General features: G+C 70.1%; 20 protein-coding genes. 6 read left to right on the forward strand and 14 right to left on the reverse strand.

The annotated features are described in order from the left end of the window. Nucleotides 1-54 precede the first annotated feature (54 nt). Together I8920_RS09355 and I8920_RS09360 are read right to left on the reverse strand one after the other, a co-directional pair. On the reverse strand, nucleotides 55-1,047 hold the full coding sequence (locus tag I8920_RS09355) for a tetratricopeptide repeat protein (RefSeq protein WP_198656106.1): 993 nt from the start codon (nucleotides 1,045-1,047) through the stop codon (nucleotides 55-57). Beyond that, on the reverse strand, nucleotides 1,044-2,786 hold the full coding sequence (locus I8920_RS09360) for a hypothetical protein (protein ID WP_198656107.1): 1,743 nt from the start codon (nucleotides 2,784-2,786) through the stop codon (nucleotides 1,044-1,046). The genes I8920_RS09355 and I8920_RS09360 overlap by 4 nt, the downstream gene beginning before the upstream one ends. A 185-nt stretch (nucleotides 2,787-2,971) precedes the next feature. Between I8920_RS09360 and I8920_RS09365 the strand changes: the two genes are divergently transcribed. Next, nucleotides 2,972-4,807: a hypothetical protein gene (locus I8920_RS09365; protein WP_198656108.1), complete on the forward strand. Its 1,836-nt coding sequence runs from the start codon at nucleotides 2,972-2,974 to the stop codon at nucleotides 4,805-4,807. A gap of 83 nt (nucleotides 4,808-4,890) precedes the next feature. Here the strand turns inward: I8920_RS09365 and I8920_RS09370 are convergent, their stop codons facing one another. The 10 genes from I8920_RS09370 to I8920_RS09415 form a co-directional block, all read right to left on the reverse strand. Then, nucleotides 4,891-5,622 carry an alpha/beta hydrolase gene (locus I8920_RS09370; protein ID WP_198656109.1) on the reverse strand — a complete coding sequence of 244 codons (732 nt, stop codon included), beginning with the start codon at nucleotides 5,620-5,622 and terminating at the stop codon, nucleotides 4,891-4,893. Next, on the reverse strand, nucleotides 5,619-5,921 hold the full coding sequence (locus I8920_RS09375; RefSeq protein WP_198656110.1) for a hypothetical protein: 303 nt from the start codon (nucleotides 5,919-5,921) through the stop codon (nucleotides 5,619-5,621). Before I8920_RS09375 ends, I8920_RS09370 begins: the two co-directional genes overlap by 4 nt. Nucleotides 5,922-5,933: 12 nt before the next feature. Continuing rightward, on the reverse strand, nucleotides 5,934-6,653 hold the full coding sequence (locus I8920_RS16195) for a transglycosylase SLT domain-containing protein (RefSeq protein ID WP_442873585.1): 720 nt from the start codon (nucleotides 6,651-6,653) through the stop codon (nucleotides 5,934-5,936). A gap of 322 nt (nucleotides 6,654-6,975) precedes the next feature. Continuing rightward, nucleotides 6,976-7,524, reverse strand: a complete 549-nt coding sequence (locus tag I8920_RS09385; protein ID WP_198656111.1) for a DivIVA domain-containing protein — start codon at nucleotides 7,522-7,524, stop codon at nucleotides 6,976-6,978. 89 nt (nucleotides 7,525-7,613) lie between these two features. Continuing rightward, entirely contained in the window at nucleotides 7,614-8,558 is a 945-nt protein-coding gene (locus I8920_RS09390; protein WP_198656112.1) for a phosphatidate cytidylyltransferase, read from the reverse strand. 65 nt (nucleotides 8,559-8,623) lie between these two features. Further along, a complete protein-coding gene (gene frr / locus I8920_RS09395; protein WP_198656113.1) occupies nucleotides 8,624-9,178 on the reverse strand; it encodes a ribosome recycling factor in 555 nt (184 codons plus the stop codon). 47 nt (nucleotides 9,179-9,225) lie between these two features. Further along, a complete protein-coding gene (gene pyrH, locus I8920_RS09400; protein ID WP_198656114.1) occupies nucleotides 9,226-9,945 on the reverse strand; it encodes a UMP kinase in 720 nt (239 codons plus the stop codon). A 154-nt stretch (nucleotides 9,946-10,099) separates the two neighbouring features. Beyond that, complete coding sequence (tsf, locus tag I8920_RS09405) at nucleotides 10,100-10,927, reverse strand: translation elongation factor Ts (RefSeq protein WP_198656115.1); 828 nt, start codon at nucleotides 10,925-10,927, stop codon at nucleotides 10,100-10,102. An 85-nt stretch (nucleotides 10,928-11,012) separates the two neighbouring features. Next, nucleotides 11,013-11,939, reverse strand: coding sequence for a 30S ribosomal protein S2 (gene rpsB / locus I8920_RS09410; protein WP_198656116.1), 927 nt, complete (start codon nucleotides 11,937-11,939; stop codon nucleotides 11,013-11,015). A gap of 321 nt (nucleotides 11,940-12,260) precedes the next feature. Beyond that, nucleotides 12,261-13,703 (reverse strand): sugar porter family MFS transporter, encoded by a 1,443-nt coding sequence (locus I8920_RS09415; protein ID WP_225558743.1) that lies wholly within the window; start codon nucleotides 13,701-13,703, stop codon nucleotides 12,261-12,263. Nucleotides 13,704-14,413: 710 nt separating this feature from the next. Here I8920_RS09415 and I8920_RS09420 point away from each other — a divergent pair. Then, entirely contained in the window at nucleotides 14,414-14,803 is a 390-nt protein-coding gene (locus I8920_RS09420) for a M23 family metallopeptidase (RefSeq protein ID WP_198656118.1), read from the forward strand. A gap of 142 nt (nucleotides 14,804-14,945) precedes the next feature. Here I8920_RS09420 and I8920_RS09425 read toward each other — a convergent pair whose 3' ends face one another. Together I8920_RS09425 and I8920_RS09430 are read right to left on the reverse strand one after the other, a co-directional pair. After that, a complete protein-coding gene (locus tag I8920_RS09425) occupies nucleotides 14,946-15,896 on the reverse strand; it encodes a tyrosine recombinase XerC (RefSeq protein WP_232832709.1) in 951 nt (316 codons plus the stop codon). Between the two features lie 25 nt (nucleotides 15,897-15,921). Then, nucleotides 15,922-16,485 carry a DNA-processing protein DprA gene (locus tag I8920_RS09430; protein ID WP_332873157.1) on the reverse strand — a complete coding sequence of 188 codons (564 nt, stop codon included), beginning with the start codon at nucleotides 16,483-16,485 and terminating at the stop codon, nucleotides 15,922-15,924. Between I8920_RS09430 and I8920_RS09435 the strand changes: the two genes are divergently transcribed. From I8920_RS09435 to I8920_RS09450, 4 genes are all read left to right on the forward strand, one after another. Continuing rightward, the gene (locus I8920_RS09435; RefSeq protein WP_232832710.1) at nucleotides 16,399-17,847 is read left to right on the forward strand and encodes a recombinase family protein; all 1,449 of its coding nucleotides are present in this window, start codon (nucleotides 16,399-16,401) and stop codon (nucleotides 17,845-17,847) included. The two genes, I8920_RS09430 and I8920_RS09435, sit on opposite strands and share 87 nt — an antisense overlap. Beyond that, nucleotides 17,844-18,359: a hypothetical protein gene (locus I8920_RS09440; protein ID WP_198656120.1), complete on the forward strand. Its 516-nt coding sequence runs from the start codon at nucleotides 17,844-17,846 to the stop codon at nucleotides 18,357-18,359. The genes I8920_RS09435 and I8920_RS09440 overlap by 4 nt, the downstream gene beginning before the upstream one ends. A gap of 224 nt (nucleotides 18,360-18,583) precedes the next feature. After that, nucleotides 18,584-19,633, forward strand: a complete 1,050-nt coding sequence (locus I8920_RS09445) for a helix-turn-helix domain-containing protein (RefSeq protein ID WP_198656121.1) — start codon at nucleotides 18,584-18,586, stop codon at nucleotides 19,631-19,633. A gap of 109 nt (nucleotides 19,634-19,742) precedes the next feature. After that, nucleotides 19,743-19,931 (forward strand): hypothetical protein, encoded by a 189-nt coding sequence (locus I8920_RS09450; protein WP_198656122.1) that lies wholly within the window; start codon nucleotides 19,743-19,745, stop codon nucleotides 19,929-19,931. Nucleotides 19,932-20,133: the final 202 nt, after the last annotated feature.

The following is a 20,133-nucleotide window of genomic DNA, read 5'->3' on the forward strand; positions in this document are numbered from 1 at the left end:
GCGGCGTCTCGTCACGACGACGGCGTCATGTTCGCCGCGCGGTGTCCCCCGGGCCTAGTACAGGGCGCTCGCGAGCCGCCGACGAGCCGCGACCACGCGCGGGTCGTCGCTGCCGATGAGCTCGAAGTACTCGACGAGCCGGACCCGCAGAGCCTCGCGGTCCTCACCGAACACCGTCGGCACCAGGTCGAGCAGCCGCCCGAAGGCATCCTCGACGTGCCCGCCGGAGATGTCGAGGTCGGCGACCGCGAGCTGGGCCGGCACGTCCCGAGGGCCTGCCGCCGCAGCGGCACGGACCTCGTCGGCCGTCCGACCGTTCAGCCGGTCGAGCAGCGACACCTGCGCGAGTCCGGCCACGGCCATCTGGTCGTGCGGGTCCTGCGCGATGGCCGTCTTGTACTCCTGGATCGCCGTGGCGTAGTCGCCCTGCTCGATCGCGTCGTACGCGGCCTGGTGGTGCGGCGGCAGGGGCTCCGGCTCGGGCTCGCCCTGCTCGGCGGCCTCGACCGGGGCGGCCCCGTCGACGGTGACCCGACCGGAGACGCCGTTCTGCTCGGCCGCCTGGAGCACCTGCTCGTAGACGTCGCGGACCTGCGCCTCGGGGAGCGCCCCGACGAAGAGCCCGAGGGGACGTCCGCCGATGAGCGCGGCCACGGTCGGGATCGACTGCGCCTGGAACGCCTGGACGAGCTGCGGGTTCGTGTCGGCGTCGACCTTGGCGAGCACCACACGGCCGTCGTACTCGGCGGTGAGCTGCTCCAGGATCGGCGACAGCTGCTTGCACGGACCGCACCACTCGGCCCAGATGTCCACGATGACCGGCACGACGGTCGACAGCTGCAGGACGTCCTGGAACGACTGGTCGGTGACGTCCATCACGAGCGACGGAACGGTCAGGTCACCGCCGGCATCGGGGCCGGGTGCCACCGCACCGTCCGGAGCGGGGGCTCCGGTGGGCGGCTGCGGCGGACGCTGTGCGCGGTCGACCAGGGACGACAGGTCGACGGCGCCACGGAGTCCGGACGGGGTCGGGGGGATGTTGCTCATTGCACCTCACTCGCTGCGGTCAGGCCCTGCGTGAACCCGAGCAGGACCACTTTGTCATCCGAGGCGACCGGCGGCACGTAGAACAGCAGCTGGACGCTGTACGTGGCGCTGATCCCCTTCTTGCTGGTGTCGACACCGGACAGGGCCTTGACGGCGCCCTCGGTGTTCACCTCGGCACCCGAGGCGGTCGGGGTCACCTTCTCGACCTCGTTGAGGTCGGCGGACACGAGCGCACCGGCGTCGTCGGTCGCGATGGCGACGGCGGAGTCGGCCGGCACCTCGGACGAGTACTCGATCTCCGCCGTGTCCGGCAGCGCCTTCGCCTTCTTGTCCTTGTAGGCCTTGCCGATGGTCGTGCGCAGGCCGTCGCCCTCGGTGGCGAACAGGTCGGCGTACTCGCTGCCGGTGTCCTTCGACAGGACGTCGCCGTAGGCGGTGGCCACCTGGTCCGGTGCGATCGTCAGCAACTTCGACTGCGGCGCGAGCAGCGCGGCACCGACGCTGGTCGGGGCGAGGCTCGGGATCGTCGCGTCCGCCTCGAGCGAGACGTCGTACGCGACCTTGTACGGGTCGCGCGCGGAGTCCTGCACGAGCGTCAGGGCCTGCGGAGCCGACTTCGCGTCGCAGTCCTCGGCGACGATGGTGAACACGGTGCGCGGCCAGGTGTCGGTCTGCTGCGGCAGTGCCACGCACACCTGGGCCGCCGAGATCGCCGGCGGCGCCTTGACGTCCGAGTCCTTGCCGCGGATCGAGTAGTTGGCCTGGCGCAGCTCGAGCGCGGCACCGGTGAAGCGGGTCTCGGCGAGCTCGCCGTCCCGCGCCCCGTCGGCCTGCTTCGCGACCGCTGCGATGCGCTGCACGACGCGCGTGATCTGCTGCTTCGTCGCCGCGGTCGGCTCGGTCGTCTCGGGTGCACCCGTCGCCGTCGCGGTCGGGGTCGGGGTGGCGAGCGAGGCGTCCCCGCCCTGCGGCCAGTAGTCCGAGGAACAGCCGGCCAGGGTCAGGGCGCCGGTCAGCAGCACCGGCACGGCGACGAACGCGCGGGAGCCACGACGACCGCGGCGCGGCACCTGTGCCCCGGCGGCGGCGGCACGGCGCGAGGCACGCACGCGCGGCGGACGGGAGCCGCCGCTCCGACGGCGAGGTCCGCGGCCGCGACGCTGGTGCAGGAACGCGAGGACGAGCAGCACGAGGCCTCCCAGGACGAACACGCCACCGGCGACGAGCAGCGGGCCGACGGACGGGGTCGCCGTGTCGCGGGGCCACGTGACCGAGATGTCGGCCGGTGCCGCCGACTTGCCGTCGCTGACGACGAGGACGGAGACGTCCTGCGGCAGCCGCACGGTGAACTGCCCGGCGCCGTCGTACTCCTGGTACCAGAGGTCGCTCCCCTCCGGCGACGGCACGCTCGTTCCGGAACCGGTCGTCGACCCGACCAGGGCGCCCTTCTCGGCGTCGAACCGGAGCGTTGTGTGGGCGGCGTCGCCGACCCACGCGTCGACGTCGGCCGACCGGCCGTAGGCGGCGAAGACCTTGCCGGACCCGGACACGTTGATCCGCTGGTAGCCGGGGTTGGCGTTCAGCGTCGAGCCCGGGATCACCGTGACCGGTGCCGAGCTCGTGGTCGCGTTCTCGGCGACGAGCGAGGGCGGCGGCGCGAACACGGTGCGCTGTCCCACCGCCAGCGCGACGAGCAGCAGGCCGATGACGAAACTGACGATCGCCAGGACGAATCGCACGAACTCTCTCCCTACCGCGCCGGGGTGGGGATGTCGGCGCGCGAATCAGCGACTCAGGATAGCGAGCAACGCTGGACGGCGCATCAATCCGCGCTGTCGTCGGTCTCAGACGACCCGCTCCGGCCCCCACTACACTCGACCGCGGGCCTTTCCTGAGCCCTCCGCCGACCACCCAGGAGCGACACGTGGCGAACGACGAGGCCGAGTTCGGGACCGAACTGCGCGGGTACCGCCGCGACGAGGTGGACCGTTCACTGAACGACCTGCGTCGCGAGCTCATCAAGTCGAACAACGACCGCGCCGACGCCGCCAAGGAGATCCGGCTGCTGCAGGCCCGCGTGTCCGAGCTGCAGGGCGAGCTCGACGAGGCCGGCACCCCGACCTACAGCGGTCTCGGCACCCGGCTCGAGTCGACCCTGCGCGTCGCCGAGGAGCAGTCGACCCGACTCATCAGCCAGGCGGACATCGACGCCCAGCGGCTCCGCGCCTCGAGCCGTGCCGAGGCCGAGCGGACCGTCCGCGAGGCCCGCGAGGAAGCGCGCGACACCCTCGAGGACGCCCGCACCCGCGCCACCGCCGAACTGAGCCGCGCCCGCGCCGAGGCGTCGGACACCGTCGAGCGTGCCCGCGCCGAGGCCGGCCTGCTCACGCAGGACGCCCGCAACGAGGCCGCCGCGGTCCGTGGCGCCGCGGTGACCGAGGCCGCCGAGGTGCGGTCGATCGCGATCCGCGAGACCGACGCGTTACGCGCCCAGGTCGCGCACGAGGTCGCCGAGCTGCGCGAGACCGTGCAGCGCGAGTCCGCCGACGCCCGCACGGCAGCCGCCGAGCTCGACCGCGACACCGAGCACCGCCGCTCGGTCTTCGAGGCCGACCACGCCCGGCGCACCGCCGACCTCGACCGCGAGGAGACCGCCCGACGCGAGGCCCTCGAGCGCGAGGTGCGCGAGGGCCGCGCCGCCTGGCACCGCGAACGCGACGAGGAGCAGCAGGCACACGCCGCGGCCCTGGAAGCCGGCCGAGCCGGACTCGACGCCGAGGTCGCGCGCCGCCGTGCCGAGCTCGACAGCGAGCTCGCCGACCGCCGCCGTGTCCTGGACGAGGACCTCGCCGCCGCCCGTGCCGAGTGGGACCGCGAACTCGCCGCGGCCCGCGTCGCACTGGCGCAGGAGGTCGAGGCGGCGCGCGCCCAGCTCCGCGTCGACGAGGAGCAGACCCGGGTCGAGAACGAGCGCCTGGTGCAGGAGACCGCCTCGCGCATCGCCCGCGAGCTCGAGGAGCACGACGCGCGCCTCGCCGAGGAGCGTGCCGAGGCCGACGCCGCGGCCGAACGCGCCGTCCGGGAGCACGAACAGGCCCTGGCCGCCCGGCGCGAGCGTGAGCACGCCGAGGTCGACACCGAGATCGCCGACCGCCGGGCCGAAGAGCTCGGCACGCTCGAGGCCGAGCGGTCGGCACTCCGCCAGGAGATCGACACCGCCCGCGCGGACCTGGCGAAGGAGCGCGACGAGGTCCGGACCGAGATCGCCCGCGAGCGCGACGAAGCCCGCACCGCCCTGGAGTCCGAGCTCGCGGCACGCCGGGACGACGCCGAGCAGGAGTACCTGCAGAAGCACCACGAGACGGTCACCGAGACCCAGAAGTACCTGGACGAGGCGAACCTGCAGCTCGCCGAGGCCACCCGTCGCGCGACCGAGGCCCGACAGCGCGCCGAACGCCTGCAGCAGGAGGCCGACGACCTCGAGCGCACCAGCACCGCCGAGGCGCAGGAGCACGCCCGCACCATCGTCGCCGACGCGCAGGACCGGGTGCACCGGATGGTCGCCGACGCCGAGGAGCGCACCGCCGGGGTGATCGCCGAGGCCGAGGACCGCCTGGCTGCCATCCGCACCGAGCGCGAAGCGGTGGCCGGCTACCTCGAGAACCTCCGCGGCGTCCTCACGAACGCCACCGGACTGCTCGTCGACGCTCCGGTCGACGCGAAGGACGCGAGCGACGACCGGGACGCCACCGACCGCTGACGGGACCCGGTCTGGAGGCGCGTGGTGCGCCTCCAGACCGGGTCACCCGGGCGGTCGGCACGGTCCACGGCGACCGCCGTTCGTCAGACCGGCCAGTGCGTGGGCAGCGGCGCGGCGCCGGGGACGACGAGGTCCGCGACCGCGTCGAGCACGATGCGGACGTACCGCTCCCCCACCCAGAGGTGCTTCGCACCCGCGACCGGGACCACCCGGACGTTCGGGGCGACGGCGAAGCGCTCAGCGGCCGCATCGGGCTGCAGGAAGTCGTCGTGCTCCGGGACGAGTGCGACCACGGGCACGTCGACGGCGGCCCAGCGCGCCAGTTCGTCGTCCGACGTGCGGTGCAGCGGCGGCGACAGCAGGACGACCCCGGCGACCGTACCGGCCTCGACGTGTTCCAGCGCGTGCTTGAGGGTCACCTCGGTCCCGAACGACCACCCGACGAGCCACGGCGTCGGCAGGCCGCGGTCGACGACCTCGGTGACGGCGGCGCGCAGGTCGAAGCCCTCGGAGACGCCGTCGCCGAAGGTCCCCTCGGAGGTGCCGCGCGGGGACGTCACCGACCGGAAGTTGAAGCGCAGGACGGCGATGTCCGCGAGGGCGGGCAGCCGGGCTGCGGCCTTCTTCAGCACGTGCGAGTCCATGAACCCGTGCGCCGTGGGCAGTGGGTGCAGCGTCACGATCGTGCCGCGGGCCGGACGGTCGAGGGGCTCGGCCAGTTCGCCGACCAGGGTGAGGTGGTCGTCGGTGACGAGTTCGACGTCGGTGCGCAGCGCCGGTAACTCGGTGGCGGAGCGGATCTCGGTGTCGGTCATGCGATGCTCCAGCAGTGGTTGTGCCAGTGCCGGCGGGACGCCAGGTCGGCGGCGTCGCCGAGGACGCCGTCGGTCCGCCACACCACCACGTGGGCGGTCCCGGGCAGGACCGTCCCGCCGCAGCCCGGGCAGACGTACTCCTTCTGCGCCGACGCGGCCGAGATCGGCTGCACCTGGTACTCGCGCCCCCGACGCACCTCGGTGCGCCGCCAGGAGCTCATCAGGCGGTCGAGACCGGACTCCTCGTCAGGCACGACCTCGCGGCCACGGGGACGCCGCGGCCGGTTGCTGCGCGGCACCCGAACTGCCGATCAGTACCAGTTGACGGCCTGGCTGTGACCCCAGGCAGCACACGGGGTGCCGTAGACACCCGCGATGTAGTTGAGACCCCAGGTGATCTGCGTGGCGGGGTTGGTCTGCCAGTCGGCACCGGCCGTCGCCATCTTGCTGCCGGGCAGCGCCTGCGGGATGCCGTAGGCACCGCTCGGGTTGTAGGCGTTGACCCGCCAGCCCGACTCCTTGTTCCACAGGGAGACGAGGCAGTTGTACTGGTCGGTGCCCCACCCGCGTGCGGTGACCTGCTCGAGGGCGATGGCCTGCGCGCTGCCCGGGTCGGGCGTCGCGGCGACCGCGGCCAGGGTGTTGCCGGCGGAGACGGGCTCGTCGGCGGTCTCGGCCGGGGCGTCCGTCGTGGCCTCGGCGTCGTCCGTCTCCTCGGCGTCTTCCGCCGGAGCCGGCTTGACGACCTTCGGTGCGGGGACGGTCACGCCGTAGCCGTCGCGGTCGGCGACCACGGCGTCCGCGCCGTTCGCCGTGTACTGCTGCGGCGAGGGGGTCTTGACGAGCACCGGGGTGTCGACGGCCGCACGGGCGACGTCGGCCTGGAGCGGGTTGAAGAGCGAGGCACCGACGAACAGGAACACGCCGACGAACGCGAAGGTCGGCACCGAAGCGCGCTTGCGGGCGAAGGTGTTCACCGCGGCGACCCCGCCGAGCGCCTTCGGTTCCACCGTCGCACGGCGCTGCTGCACGGCGCGGGGGGCGACCGGTGCGCTCGGGACGTCGTGCGCGTAGGCCGCGACGCGTTCGTCCGAGACGCGGTTCGCCGCGACCGACTTCGGCATGGCGACCGGACCGGTGGTCACGGCCGGAGCCTGCTCGTCCGCCCGGATCACCGACGTCGCCGTCGTGCGGGTTCGCTGCATTGCCGCGCGACGCTCACCGGCAGCCTGGAGGCCGAGGTGCTCGCGGGATGCGCGGTCGGAGCTGATGTCTGCCGTGTGCCTGCCCATGAGTAGGACCAGGGTAACGGAACGATCACGGAAAGCGAAGCACCTCGTGCCCGCGCGTCGTCTAGCGGACGGCGAGCATGACCTCGACGACCGCGTCGAGCAGGGCGTCGACCTGTGCCTCGCGGTAGCCGCCGTGCTTCGGACGGAACACGATCGAGCGCACCTCGGTCAGGCTGAGCGGCTTGCCCTCGCGGAAGTAGCCGGCGAGCCGGGTCGCGAAGGCGTCGACGTCCTTCGGGTGGTACCCGGTGCCGAGCACGCTGACCCGGCTGAAGCGCTGACCGTCCGGCCGCTCGAGTCGAGCCACGACGTCCGACGCCTTCGTGCGTGCCTCGGCGTACCAGGCCTTCTTGCCGACCTCGCTCATCTCACGCTCGCGCTCACGGGCTGCGAAGGCGTCCTCCAGCCGTTCGAGCGCCGCGTCGACGTGCGACGTGGAGTAGCCGCCCTTGCGCATCGAGAACGCGGTGGCGCGGATCTTCGCCGCCTCGATGCCGGGGGCGCTGTCGTCGGCCGAGTACGCGCGACGGGCGTCCTCGAGGAAACGCTCGACCTCGTCGACGTCGTATCCGAGGGCGGAACGGGCTGCGGTCGGGAAGGTGGTGGCCACGGCGTCATTCTGCCAGTCCCGCACCATGGCACAACCTGGACGCGCTGCGGACCTGCGGCCTCCCGTTCCCGCTCCTGCGCGGACGGGCGTCAGTGGTGGACGATCAGGTACAGCACGTAGGCGACGGCCGCCGACGGCAGGATGCTGTCGATGCGGTCGAGCAGCCCGCCGTGCCCGGGCAGGAACGACGAGATGTCCTTGATGCCGAGGTCGCGCTTGATCATCGACTCGGTCAGGTCGCCGAGGGTGGCGGACCCGGAGATGAGCACACCGAGCACGATGCCGGTCCACCAGGGCAGGCCGAGCATGAGCCAGGTCACCAGGATGCCGACCAGGATGCTCGCCGCGACGGACCCGGCGAAGCCCTCCCAGGTCTTCTTCGGGCTGATGCGCGGCGCCATCGGGTGCTTGCCGAGGTTGAGCCCCGTCGCGTACGCCCCGGTGTCCACCGCGACCACCACCAGGATGAACCCGATGACCCACAGCTGCCCGTCCGGCTGTGCTGACAACAGCACCACGCAGGCGCCGAGCAGCGAGACGTAGGCCTGGGCGAACAGGCCGTTCGTCAGGTCGCGGACGACGTTGCCCGCCGGCGGACGCTGCCGCGACAGTCCGACCTCGACCAGGCGCCACGCGCTGACGACCACGATCCCGCCGAGCAGCGTGAACAGCGCCGCTGCCTGACCGACCAGGAACGCCGCGGGCACGATCGCGATCGCCACCGCGACGCTCGGGATCCGCGGGACGTCGCGCCCGGCGAAGCGCATCGCGCTCGTGAGCTCGTACACACCCACCCCGAGCAGGAACGCCGCCACGACCATGAACGACGGCGTCCAGATGAGCAGCGTGCCGAGCATGACGACGGCGAACGCGAGCGCGATCCCGATCGCCGCCGGCAGGTTGCGGCCGGTGCGGGCGGTCAGGGCCTGGTTCCGCGCGCCGAGGTCGGCCTTGCGCTGCCGGAGCTGCGCCTCGAAGTCGACGCGGGCCGCTCGGGCGCGCGCGTCGAAGTCCTGGCGGAGCCCCTTCTTCACGGGCCCGCTCGACGCGGGCCCGTGCTCTGCTGTGGGGCGGTCACCGCCCTGGTCGGGACGACGCATCAGACCTCGAGGAGTTCGGCTTCCTTCTTCTTCAGCGCGTCGTCGATCTGGTCGACGTGCTTCTTCGTCAGGGACTCCAGGTCCTTGTCGCCGCGCGAGATCTCGTCGTCCGAGATCTCACCCTTGAGTGCGTCGAGGTCGTCCTTGGCCTTGCGGCGGATGTTGCGGATGACGACCTTGTGGTCCTCGCCCTTGCCGCGCACGAGCTTCACGAACTCCTTGCGGCGGTCCTGGGTGAGCTCCGGGATCGTCACACGGACGATCTCGCCGTCGTTCGACGGGCTGGCGCCGAGGTTCGGGAACGTCGCGATGGAGCGTTCGATCTCCTTGAGCGCCGACTTGTCGTACGGCGTGACGATGAGCGTGCGTGCCTCGGGCGTCTGCAGGGACGCCAGCTGCGCGAGCGGCGTCGGCGTGCCGTAGTAGTCGACCGGGATCTTCTGGAAGAGCGCGGCGTTGATCCGGCCGGTGCGGACGGTCGAGAAGTCGTCCTTGGCGACCTCCACGGCCTTCGCCATCTTCTCGGTGGCTTCGGTCAGGACATCACTGATCACGGTGTTACTCCTTCGGTACTGGCGTCGAGTCTAGTCAGCGCCGGGGGTCAGTTGCTGACCACCGTGCCGATGCGCTCCCCGCGGATGGCGGCCTGGACGTTGCCCTCACCCTCCATCCCGAAGACGTGCATCGGCATGCCGTTGTCCATGCAGAGCGAGAACGCGGTGGCATCGACGACCTTGAGCCCCTGCAGCAGCGCGTCCTGGTAGGTCACGTGGTGCAGCTTCTCGGCGGTGGCGTCCTTCTTCGGGTCGGCGGTGTAGACCCCGTCGACGCCGTTCTTGGCGACGAGGACCTCGTCGGCCTTGATCTCGAGCGCGCGCTGCGCGGCGACCGTGTCGGTGGAGAAGTACGGCAGACCCGCACCGGCGCCGAAGATGACGACCCGGCCCTTCTCGAGGTGCCGCTCGGCGCGCCGCGGGATGTACGGCTCGGCGACCTGGGTCATCGCGATCGCGGACTGCACGCGCGTGGCGGCACCGGCCTGCTCGAGGAAGTCCTGCAGCGCCAGGGCGTTCATCACCGTGCCGAGCATGCCCATGTAGTCGGCCCGTCCGCGGTCCATGCCACGCTGCGAGAGCTCGGCGCCGCGGAAGAAGTTCCCGCCGCCGACCACGATCGCGATCTCGACGTCCTGGGCAGCCACCGCGATCTCCTTGGCGATGGTGCCGATCACGTCGGGGTTCACCCCGAGGGAGCCGGCGCCGAACGCCTCTCCCGACAGCTTCAGCAGGACGCGGCGTCGTCCGGTCTTCTCGTCGGTCATCTGGTCCGCACCCTTCGTCGAATGTCTCGTGGGAATCTACCCGGCCGCAGCCGGTCCGGCGGAGGCGGGTCGCGCCTCCGGTCCGTCGTCACGCGCCGCAGCGCGCGAAAACGGGGCCAGGAACCGTATGGTCCCTGGCCCCGTCACGGGTTCGTTACGCGCCGACCTTGACGCGGGCGAAGCCCTGGATGGTGATGCCGGCGTTCTCGGCGGCCTTCGCGACGGAGATCTTGTTGTCCTTCGCGTAGTCCTGGTCGAGGAGCGACACCTGCTTGATGAAGGCGTTGACACGGCCCTCGACGATCTTCGGCAGGGCGGCCTCGGGCTTGCCCTCCTCGCGCGTGATCGCCTCGACGGTCGCGCGCTCCTTCTCGATCGCGTCGGCCGGGACCTCGTCACGCGTCAGGTACGACGGGTTCGCGAACGCGACGTGCTGCGCGATCGAGCGGGCCTCGGCGGCGTTGTCACCCTCGTAGGCGACGACGACGGCGATCTGCGGCGGCAGGTCCTGGCTCGTCTTGTGCAGGTAGATCTCGAAGGCCGAGCCCTCGACACGGCGGACCGTGCGGACCTCGAGCTTCTCGCCCAGCGCGGCGGCAGCCTCGTTGACGACGTCGAGGACGGTCTTGCCGTCCAGCGGCGCGGCGTTGGCGGACGCGACGTCGGTCGCACCGGCGGCGGCGACGGCCCCGAGCACCTTGTCGGCGAGGGTGGTGAACTTCTCGTTCTTCGCGACGAAGTCGGTCTCGCTCGCGAGCTCGACGACCGTGGCGGCGCCGTTCTCGGCGGTCGCGACGACGACGCCCTCGGAGGTGGCGCGGTCGTCGCGCTTGGCGACGGCCTTCGCACCCTTGATGCGGAGCAGCTCGACGGCCTTGTCGTAGTCGCCGTCGGCCTCGACGAGCGCGTTCTTCGCGTCCATCATGCCGGCGCCGAGGTCCTCGCGGAGCTTCTTCACGTCAGCAGCGGTGAAGTTTGCCATTGACTGGAGTCCTTTCTGGACTGTACGTGTGTGGAGAGTGGAGTCGCAGGCGCCGGACCCTGTCGGATCCGGCGCCTGCAGACGGTCACTCGGCGGGGGTGGTCTCCGCGGCCGCGGCGGCCTCGGCCGTCGGCTCCGCGTTCTTGGCCTCGTCGGCGATCGGCTCGCCGATCTCCTTCGCGGCGACCTGCGCATCAGCGTCATTCTCTTCGACGGTGCTGCCCTCGACCGGGGCAGCAGCCTCGGTCGTGGCGGCGGCATCGCCACCGAGGAGCTCCTGCTCCCACTCGGCGAGCGGCTCGGCCGGCTCGTCGTCGCCACCGTTGTGGCGGGTCTTCAGGCCCTCGGCCGCGGCGTCGGCGACGATGCGGGTGAGGAGACCGACGGAGCGGATCGCGTCGTCGTTGCCCGGGATCGGGTAGGTGATCTCGTCCGGGTCGCAGTTGGTGTCGAGGATGCCGATGATCGGGATACCGAGCTTCTGCGCCTCGTCGACGGCGAGGTGCTCCTTCTTGGTGTCGACGATCCAGAGCGCGCTCGGGGTCCGCGTGAGGTTGCGGATACCACCGAGGGTCTTGTGGAGCTTGTCCAGCTCGCGCTTCTTGATGAGGAGCTCCTTCTTGGTGAAGCCCTTCGTCGTGTCGTCGAAGTCGATCTCCTCGAGCTCCTTCATGCGCGCGAGGCGCTTGGAGACCGTCTGGAAGTTCGTGAGCAGACCGCCGAGCCAACGCTGGTTGACGTACGGCTGGCCGACGCGAGTCGCCTGCTCGGCGATGGAGCCCTGCGCCTGCTTCTTGGTGCCCACGAAGAGGATCGTGCCACCGTGCGCGACCGTCTCCTTGACGAAGTCGTACGCGCGGTCGATGAAGGCCAGCGACTGCTGCAGGTCGATGATGTGGATGCCCGAGCGCTCGGCGAGGATGAAGCGCTTCACCTTCGGGTTCCACCGACGGGTCTGGTGTCCGAAGTGGACGCCGCTGTCGAGCAGCTGGCGGATGGTGACGACGGCCATGTGCCGTCCTCCTTCTGTGTTCTCGGCGCGCAGCCGTGCTCTCGCACGTCGCTGCGGACCTGTTGCGGTTGTGTCGACCGCGACCGGAGGTCGTGGTCCCTGGTGTCCTGGCGCACGACCGCCCGCTCGTACGAGCGGGACCGGTGGTCGGACGCCGGGCCGGTGACGGCCTGGTGGACACGCGAAGTCAGCGCGCATCAGCGCGCTGCTGGATAGATGCTAACAGAAGGGAGGCCCGGATCACGCGCGCCTCGCGGCTTGCGTGATCCGGGCCTCCCGTCCGGCGATCCGTGTGGACGGACGCGGAGTGCGGCGGGCCGATCAGGCCTTGGCGTCCGCCGTGTCGCCGTCGGCGGAGATGCCCATCTCCTCGAGCGAGCGCCCCTTGGTCTCCGGGATCTTGGCGATGACGAAGAACAGCGACAGCAGCGCGAACAGCGCGTAGATGCCGTACGTGACGGTCAGGTTGAAGCCGGAGAGCACCGGGAACGAGATCGTGACGATGAAGTTCGCGACCCAGTTGGCAGCCGAGCCGACGCCGAGCGCGGTGGCGCGGATGCGGTTCGGGAACATCTCGCCGAGCAGCACCCACATGAGCGGGCCCCACGTGGCACCGAACGACACCACGAACAGGTTGGCGAAGACGAGGGCGATGATGCCCCACGCGCCGGGCAGGCTCGGGTTGCCGTCGACGATCGTCGCCTGCGAGAACGCGATGGCGACCATGGTGAGCGAGACGAACATGCCCGCGGACCCGGCGACGAGCAGCGGCTTGCGGCCGACCTTGTCGACCAGGAAGATCGCGACGAAGGTGACGGCGACGTTGACCACCGAGGTGATCGTGGAGATGAGGAACGAGTCCTCCTCCTTGAAGCCGACGGCCTGCCAGAGCGTCGTCGAGTAGTAGAAGATCACGTTGATGCCGACGAACTGCTGCAGCACGGCCAGGATGATGCCGACCCAGACGATGGGCTGGAGCCCGAAGCGGTTGCCCCGGATGGAGCCCTTCTTCTCGTTGGCTTCCTTCTTGATGCCGTCCTGGATCTCCTCCAGGCTCGTGTTCACGGTGTCGCGCGGCACGATCTTGCCCATGACCTCGCGGGCGTCGTCGTTGCGACCCTTCGTGAGCAGGTATCGCGGCGACTCCGGCAGGGTGACCGCCAGGATGCCGTAGACCACCGACGGCACGACACCGACCAGGAACATCCAACGCCATGCAGCCAGGCCCCAGATCTCGGCCGAGGCGCTGCCCGCGGTCACGGCGAACAGCTGGTCGGACAGGAGCGCGGCGAAGATACCGAGCGTGATGGCGAGCTGCTGGAACGACGCCAGACGACCACGGATGGCCTTCGGCGAGACCTCGGAGATGTAGGCCGGCGCGATGACGGACGCCGTACCGATGCCGAGTCCGCCGACGAGGCGCCAGATGACGAGGTCCCACGTGGCGAACGCGAAGGCCGAGCCGATCGAGCTCACGAAGAACAGGACGGCGGCCCAGAACATGATCCGGGTGCGGCCGAAGCGGTCAGCGAGGCGACCGGCGAAGTAGGCGCCGAACGCACAGCCGATCAGGGCCGAGGCGACCGCGAAGCCGCTGGCGGCGTCGGAGAGGTCGAACTCGCCCTTGATCGCGTCGACTGCGCCGTTGATGACGGACGAGTCGAAGCCGAACAGGAAGCCACCGACAGCCGCCGCGATGGCGAACAGGGTGACCTTCCCCTTGAAGGCACGGTCTTCGCCGTGCCCGGTGTTCGTGGTGGACACGATGCTCCTGGGTTCTGCCGCCGTGCAGTCGTGCAGCACGGTGCCCCGGCGGTCGGCTGGTTCGCCGTCCGAGCGGCGTTGCGGGGTCCGGAGCGGCCCCGACTGTACTCCTCGACGGGCGGGTGGTCATAACCGGGGTTCGCTCGGGTGGACACGGTGCGCGGGTGGTGTCGCTCGTGTGCGACGCTCGTGTCCGACGCGGAACGACGGTGTCGGTGTCGTGCGACACCGGTTCTGTCGCGGCGGGGCGGGGCGCGGGCGTGCGCGCCGTCGTGGACGCGGTCGCGGGCGCGGTCGTGCGCACCGGTGCGACAGCGTCGACGTCGTGCGACACCGGTTCTGTCGCGGCGGTCGCGCGCCGTTCCTCCCCAGCCTGGAGGCGCGGCTCCCCCTCCACAGGCCGCCCTTCCCCCGCCCCGTGGCCTCGCTCCGGAGCAAAGGCTGGGGGCATGCGATCGACTCCCTGCCCTGGACCCGTGGTCCTGCTGCTGACGGTGGTCATGGCCGTACTCGGGTCGGCACCCGTGGCGGGCTCGGCGCCGGCGTCGGCGTCGGCGTCGGCGTCGGCGTCGGGATCAGCTTCGAGGTTGGTGTCGGTGTGGGCGGCCGGGTCGGGGTCAGCGGCGGCTGGCTCGGGGTCGGGGGCGGGGTCGGCGTCAGCGCGGCCGGACCGTGCCGAGGCCCGGTGGGTCTGGCCGACCGGGTCGCGCGTGGTCGAGCGCGCGTGGGAGGCCCCGTCCTCCGACTACTCGGCAGGGCACCGCGGGCTCGACGTCCCCGCTCCCCTCGGAGCCACGGCCGTCGCGGTGGCGGACGGCACGGTCGCGTTCGCCGGCGCCGTGGGTGGTCGGAGCGTCGTCACGATCGACCACGGCGGCGGGCTGGTCAGCACTCTGGACTCGGTGGAGCCCCTGGTGTCCGCCGGTGACGAGGTCGGGCAGGGCGACGCCGTCGGTCGCGTCGCGGTCGGGCACTGTCCGGCGTCGGCACCCTGCCTGCACCTCGGCGCCCGGGTCGACGGTCGCTACGTCGATCCGATGCCGTACCTGCCCCCGGCGGAGTGGCCGGTGCTGCTGCCCGAGTCGGCGTGGCCCGACTGACCCGGGACCTGCCGTGCGGGTCGACAGCCGGGGAGGCCGGTCACCGAGGCCGCACGGGAGTCAGCCGCTCGGAGTCCGGTCCCGCCGAGGCCACTCGCGGAGTCGGCAGTCGGGGAGCAGGTCCCGCCGAGGCCGCTCGCGGTCAGGCGCGCGGGTGGGCCGTGCGGTAGACCTCGCGCAGGCGCGCCGAGGACACGTGCGTGTAGATCTGCGTCGTGCCGAGGCTCGCGTGTCCGAGGAGCTCCTGCACCGCACGCAGGTCGGCTCCCCCGTCGAGCAGGTGGGTGGCCGCGGTGTGTCGGAAGGTGTGCGGGCCGCTCGGCCCCTCTCCGGGCAGGTCGCCGAGCAGGCGAGCGACGACCCGGTACGCGCTGCGCACGCCGAGCCGCGCACCCCGGTCGCCGAGGAACAACGCCGTACTGGCCGCACCCTCCGCCCGGGCGGCGAGCGCGGGGCGTCCGCGTTCCAGCCACGCCTCGAGCGCGTCGCGTGCCGGCACCCCGAACGGCACGACCCGCTCCTTGCCGCCCTTGCCGAGCACCCGCACGGTCAACCGCCCGCGGTCGAGGTCGGTGACGTCGATCCCGACGAGCTCACTGACCCGGATCGCCGCCGCGTACAGGAGTTCGACGAGTGCCAGGTCCCGGAGCGCCGAGGGGTCGTCCGTGGCCGCGCGGGCACCGAGCCCGTCCAGCATTGCGCGGACCTGGTCGGCGGAGACCACCCGGGGCAGGTGTGCGCCACCCTTCGGTGCCCGCAGGCGGACCCCCGCGTCGGTCGGCGTCACCCCGGTCTCGCTCGCCCACCGGGTGAAGGCCCGCACCGACGCGGACCGCCGAGCGATCGTCGAGCGGGCGAGGCCGCGCTGGTCGGCCTCCCAGAGCCAGTCGCGCAGGAGTTCGAGGCCGACGTCGCCGACGTGCTCGACACCGTGACGGGCGGCGAACTCCACGAACTGGTCGAGGTCGTTGGCGTACGCACGCACGGTCTGCTCGCTGAGTCCGCGAGCACTCCGGGCATGTGTGAGGAACGCGTCCACCGAGGCCACGAGCCGTCGGTCGGTCCGCGATGCCTGGTCCGCCTGGTCCGCCACGACGTCAGCGTACGGCCGCCGACCCTCATGCCCGCGCCCACCCGCCGTTGCCCACCACGACGAGCCCCTGCAACTGCGCCAGGGCGAGCGCGTCGGTCACGTCGGCGACGGACATCCCGGAGCGCCGGGCGATCTCGCTCTCGGGCAGCGCCCGCCTGCCGAGAGCGTCGAGCACGCGCAGCACCTCGGGGTCCTCCCGGCCGGACAGCAGCGGAGTGTCCGCCGCTCCCGCCCGTCCGTCCGTGACGTCGGGGCGCGCGGCCGCGACCGGGTCCGCGGGGTGGACGACGATCTGCGCCCGCCCCTGCGCGATGAGGCGATGGCACCCGACCGAGGCCGAGGACGCGAACGCTCCCGGTACGGCGAAGACCGGACGGCCGAGCTGCGCGGCGTGGTGGGCGGTGTTGAGCGCACCGGATCGTGCACCGGCCTCGACCACGACCGTCACGTCGGCCAGCGCGGCGATCAGCCGGTTGCGGGCCAGAAACGAGGGAATGTATGCGTGAAGACTGAGACTCTGCCTGCCAGACACGTAGAACAGGACATGACCCCGAGAGCCGCCCTGTACCTCCGCCAGTCGGTGGAGCACGCCGAAGGCATCGACCGCCAGGACGCCCGCACCCGATCCATGGCCGCATCTCGTGGCTGGACGGTGGCGGGCGTCTTCGCGGATGACGGGCAGTCGGCCTCGAAGGACCGTGGTCCCAAGAGTGCGTGGCGTCAGATGCTGGCTGCCGCTGAGCGGGGCGACATCACCCACGTGGTTGCCGTGGACCTGGACCGCCTTCTCCGCTCACAGAAGGACTTGCTGACCTTAATTGAGTCCGGTCTGGCCGTGGTGACGGTCGATGGGGAGATTGACCTCGCGTCGGCGGACGGCGAGTTCCGCGCGTCAATGATGGCGGCAATGGCTCGCTTCGAGGTCAGGCGGAAGAGCGAGCGGCAGAAGCGGGCGAACGAGTACCGGGCATCCCAGGGCCGTCCTGTGCCAGGGCGTCGTCGCTACGGCTATGAGCGGGACAACATCACACCGAGACCCGATGAGGCAGCCGTGGTCCAGTACATCTTCCAGAGCTTCGTGGAGACAGCTTCGGTCCGTGGGGTCGCGCAGACCCTCAACGCCGAAGGCCGCTACCCCACTACCGGCACGCAGCTTTGGACGCCCCGTCGCATCCGGGACACGATCATGAGTCGCGCCTACATCGGAGAGGTCCCACACCTGGGCACCTGGACCAAGAGCGAGGCCCTGGTCCCCCTGGTGGGGCTACCCCTCTATAGGCGCGCAAACGAGATGCTTGCCGATCCCACTCGGAAGACCAGCCCCGGCGCGGAGGTCAGGCACCTTCTGTCCGGCATCACCTACTGCGGTGTCTGTGGCTCGCGCATGACCTTCATGCGGGACTATCGGTGCCGCGCCGACTCCAAGCACCCCGTCATCAAGAAGGAGAAGTTGGAGGGCATCGTCATGCGAGCCGTGACCTCAGCGCTCCTCCTGGGACCGTCCGCGATTCTCCCGGCGACGAGTGACGAGCAGGACACGTTGGAGGCTCTGGACGCCGCCCTGAGCCGCGTCCAGAAGCAGCGTGAGGGAATCATGGCTCTGGTCCGTGAAGGCCTCACAGACGCCGCAGCAGAACGCCCGACGCTCACCCGCTTGAAGGACGAAGAGCGCCGCCTCGTGGCACGCCGTGACCAGCTCGCGCAGTCAAGCGTGGCAGCGGAGGTCCTGGCTGGCATCAAGAGCCACTTGTTCGACGGACACCGCGTGAGCATCGAGAAGGCCGTGGAAGCCCGTCAGGCGATCCAGGAGCGTGTGGAGAGTCTGAGCCTCGCGAGGCACCGTGAGCTGGTCCAGCTCCTCGTGCATGTGACGGTGAACCCCGGTCGCTCTGAGGACCGCGTGGTCGTCGCTCACCGAGTCGTGGACTCCCTCAACGAGGATGCCGCGTGAGGGGCGACGTCGCGCCCGGTGACCTCGTGCACGGCTTCCGCGTCACGCGCAGCGAGCGGCCCCTTTACGGGACGAAGAGAGGTGTCTGGGTCGAGTGCCCATCGTGCGGCAAGGAGTTCAAGAGCATGCCGTCCAACCTCCGCCGTGTGAAGGGGTGCGGCTGCAAGCAGGGCAAGAACAAGTTCCCGAACAAGTACCCCATCGGGACGAAGCTCGGAGAGTTTGTCGTCATGTCTGGGCGGCGTGAATCCGTCCCGTACTCGGCAGCGCTCACCGTGCGTGTTCGGTGCCCATGGTGCAAGCAGCCATGGGATGCGCTTCCGGTCTCCATTCGGAAGGCCAGGTCATGCGGCTGCGCTCGTGGAAAGCTCCGCCGATATGACCGCCTCACAGCGGAGTTCTCGAAGGCACTGGCGATGGACTTCCGGTACGCGGAGCGAATGGCCCGTGAGGCAAATGACCTCATTAATGGCACGGGAGTCTACAAGTCGAAGCGAAATCAGGTAGAGTGAACACGTTGCTTCTGTTGGCTTTGAGACGTTGACTGAAAGTGCGAACACAGGCCCCCCGGCTCGTCACCGGGGGGCCACTTCTTTGTCCTAGTGAGGCTCAAAAGAAGTTCTTCACTCTGCTAGCTACCTGAGAATCGGACTTCCTGGCCGTCGAAACCAAGCGAAGGAAGCCTCAGGTATCGAAGATGTAGAAGACGTCTCAGTCATACCTAGAAAGAAGCACCGTGGCACTGCACAGTCTTACCTACTACTCCACAGGAGTAGTCCACATCTCCACGGACCTCGACACCGCACAGGGTCAGCAGGACATGGAAGACATCCTCTCAACGGAGTTGGATCACCAGCGGAAGCTGAACCTCCGGCTCCGCCAGCAGGGCGAGAAGACGAAGCAGTTCCCACGTCCTGCCTACGGGTGGAAGACGAAGAAGATGGACACCTACCTCTTCCGTGTCGGCAAGTACCTCAACTCCGTGGCGCTCCGCATGCTCAACGACAACGTGGAGTACGTCCTGGACCAGGACCGCACGCCCCTCCGGGGCCGTCTCCTGAGCAAGGACCAGCTCAGTGAAGCTCTCTACTACTTCGTCCACCACAAGGCGGCTCAGCACATCGTCTATGACCAGTACGACCACGTGGAGAGTGCACACCGGGCGCATGCGCTGATCCAGTCGGCACTGGCACATGAGTGTGACGACGTAGCCGCATGGGCACTGGACCAGTGGGACAAGGACGCACGTGCTATTGCGCGCCGTCGTGGGGCCGCTGGAGGCATGAAGAGCAAGCGCGGGGCAACCTACCGCCTGGAGGCGCTACTGGCGCTCCCAGAGGGCATGACGAAGGCGCAGCAGGCAGAAACCCTGGGGTGCAGCTTGGGCACCGTGGACAATCTCCGTCGCAAGGCGAGGACTGCTACCGCGTCACTCCCAGATGACAGCTACGCCCGAGTCCGGGCCACCCTGGTAGACGATATTGCCACCTCCAAGGAGTTCGACGTCGTGCCAGCCTTTCGAGACCAGTTGTCCGGCGAAGTCCTTGGGCGAGACGCCGTCCGGGACGACGACCTGACGAGGAGGCTGAACGGAAGGGTGGAAGAGCAAGACGGTATCCATGACTTGAAGGTAGCTCAGGGAACCGACACGGACCAGCCCGACGTGTTCGACAGGTTCTACGCGAACTTCCACGCATGGCAGAAGGACTGGGAGCGCCGTGCCCACGGTGAAGTGGACATCACCGACGAGCTGGAAGCACTCCTGGACGAGCGCCTGCCAGGTTAGTTTGTGCGCTCCGCACCTTAGTTTGCGCGTTGTCCGTTGCGGGCTGTCGGAGGTCCGACGTAGCTTGTGCATTGTCAGAAGTTCTTCTGACCCGAACAGAGGAGACACCATGGCAACACCGAAGGGCGGACGAGTGAAAGTCCGTGACGGCGAGACTCCGAAGCAGGCTCAGGAGCGGTTCATGACAGAAGTCCAGCGGCGACTGGACGGCAAGTCAGCAAGGCGGCAGTCCGATCCCGAAGAGGAGAAGGGCATCACTGACTTCATCAAGGCCGCGAAGAAGGGGCTGGGCAAGTGAGCATTAACATGGACAACGTGCCGGACGAGACGAAGCAGTGGCTGAAAGAGCACCCCGAGCACCGAGCAGCATTAGTCCAAATCGCAGAGAACCTGCAAGCCAAGCAGCGTCAGAGCTAATTCGCTAGACTGGTACAGCTCCTTCGCCCGAGTGTGGATAGGCCCCTCAGATTAAGTTCTGGGGGGCCTTCTTCATGCCCCTC

Origin of the sequence: Curtobacterium sp. YC1, from assembly GCF_016267665.1 — a bacterium.
In the GTDB taxonomy this organism is placed as follows: domain Bacteria; phylum Actinomycetota; class Actinomycetes; order Actinomycetales; family Microbacteriaceae; genus Curtobacterium.

Bases quoted from the DNA above. Each gene is read 5' to 3' on its own strand.
- I8920_RS09355 (WP_198656106.1), bottom strand. From the start codon at position 1,047: ATGAGCAACATCCCCCCGACCCCGTCCGGACTCCGTGGCGCCGTCGAC.
- I8920_RS09370 (WP_198656109.1), bottom strand. From the start codon at position 5,622: ATGACCGACACCGAGATCCGCTCCGCCACCGAGTTACCGGCGCTGCGC.
- pyrH (WP_198656114.1), bottom strand. From the start codon at position 9,945: ATGACCGACGAGAAGACCGGACGACGCCGCGTCCTGCTGAAGCTGTCG.
- tsf (WP_198656115.1), bottom strand. From the start codon at position 10,927: ATGGCAAACTTCACCGCTGCTGACGTGAAGAAGCTCCGCGAGGACCTC.
- rpsB (WP_198656116.1), bottom strand. From the start codon at position 11,939: ATGGCCGTCGTCACCATCCGCCAGCTGCTCGACAGCGGCGTCCACTTC.
- I8920_RS09450 (WP_198656122.1), top strand. From the start codon at position 19,743: ATGGCAACACCGAAGGGCGGACGAGTGAAAGTCCGTGACGGCGAGACT.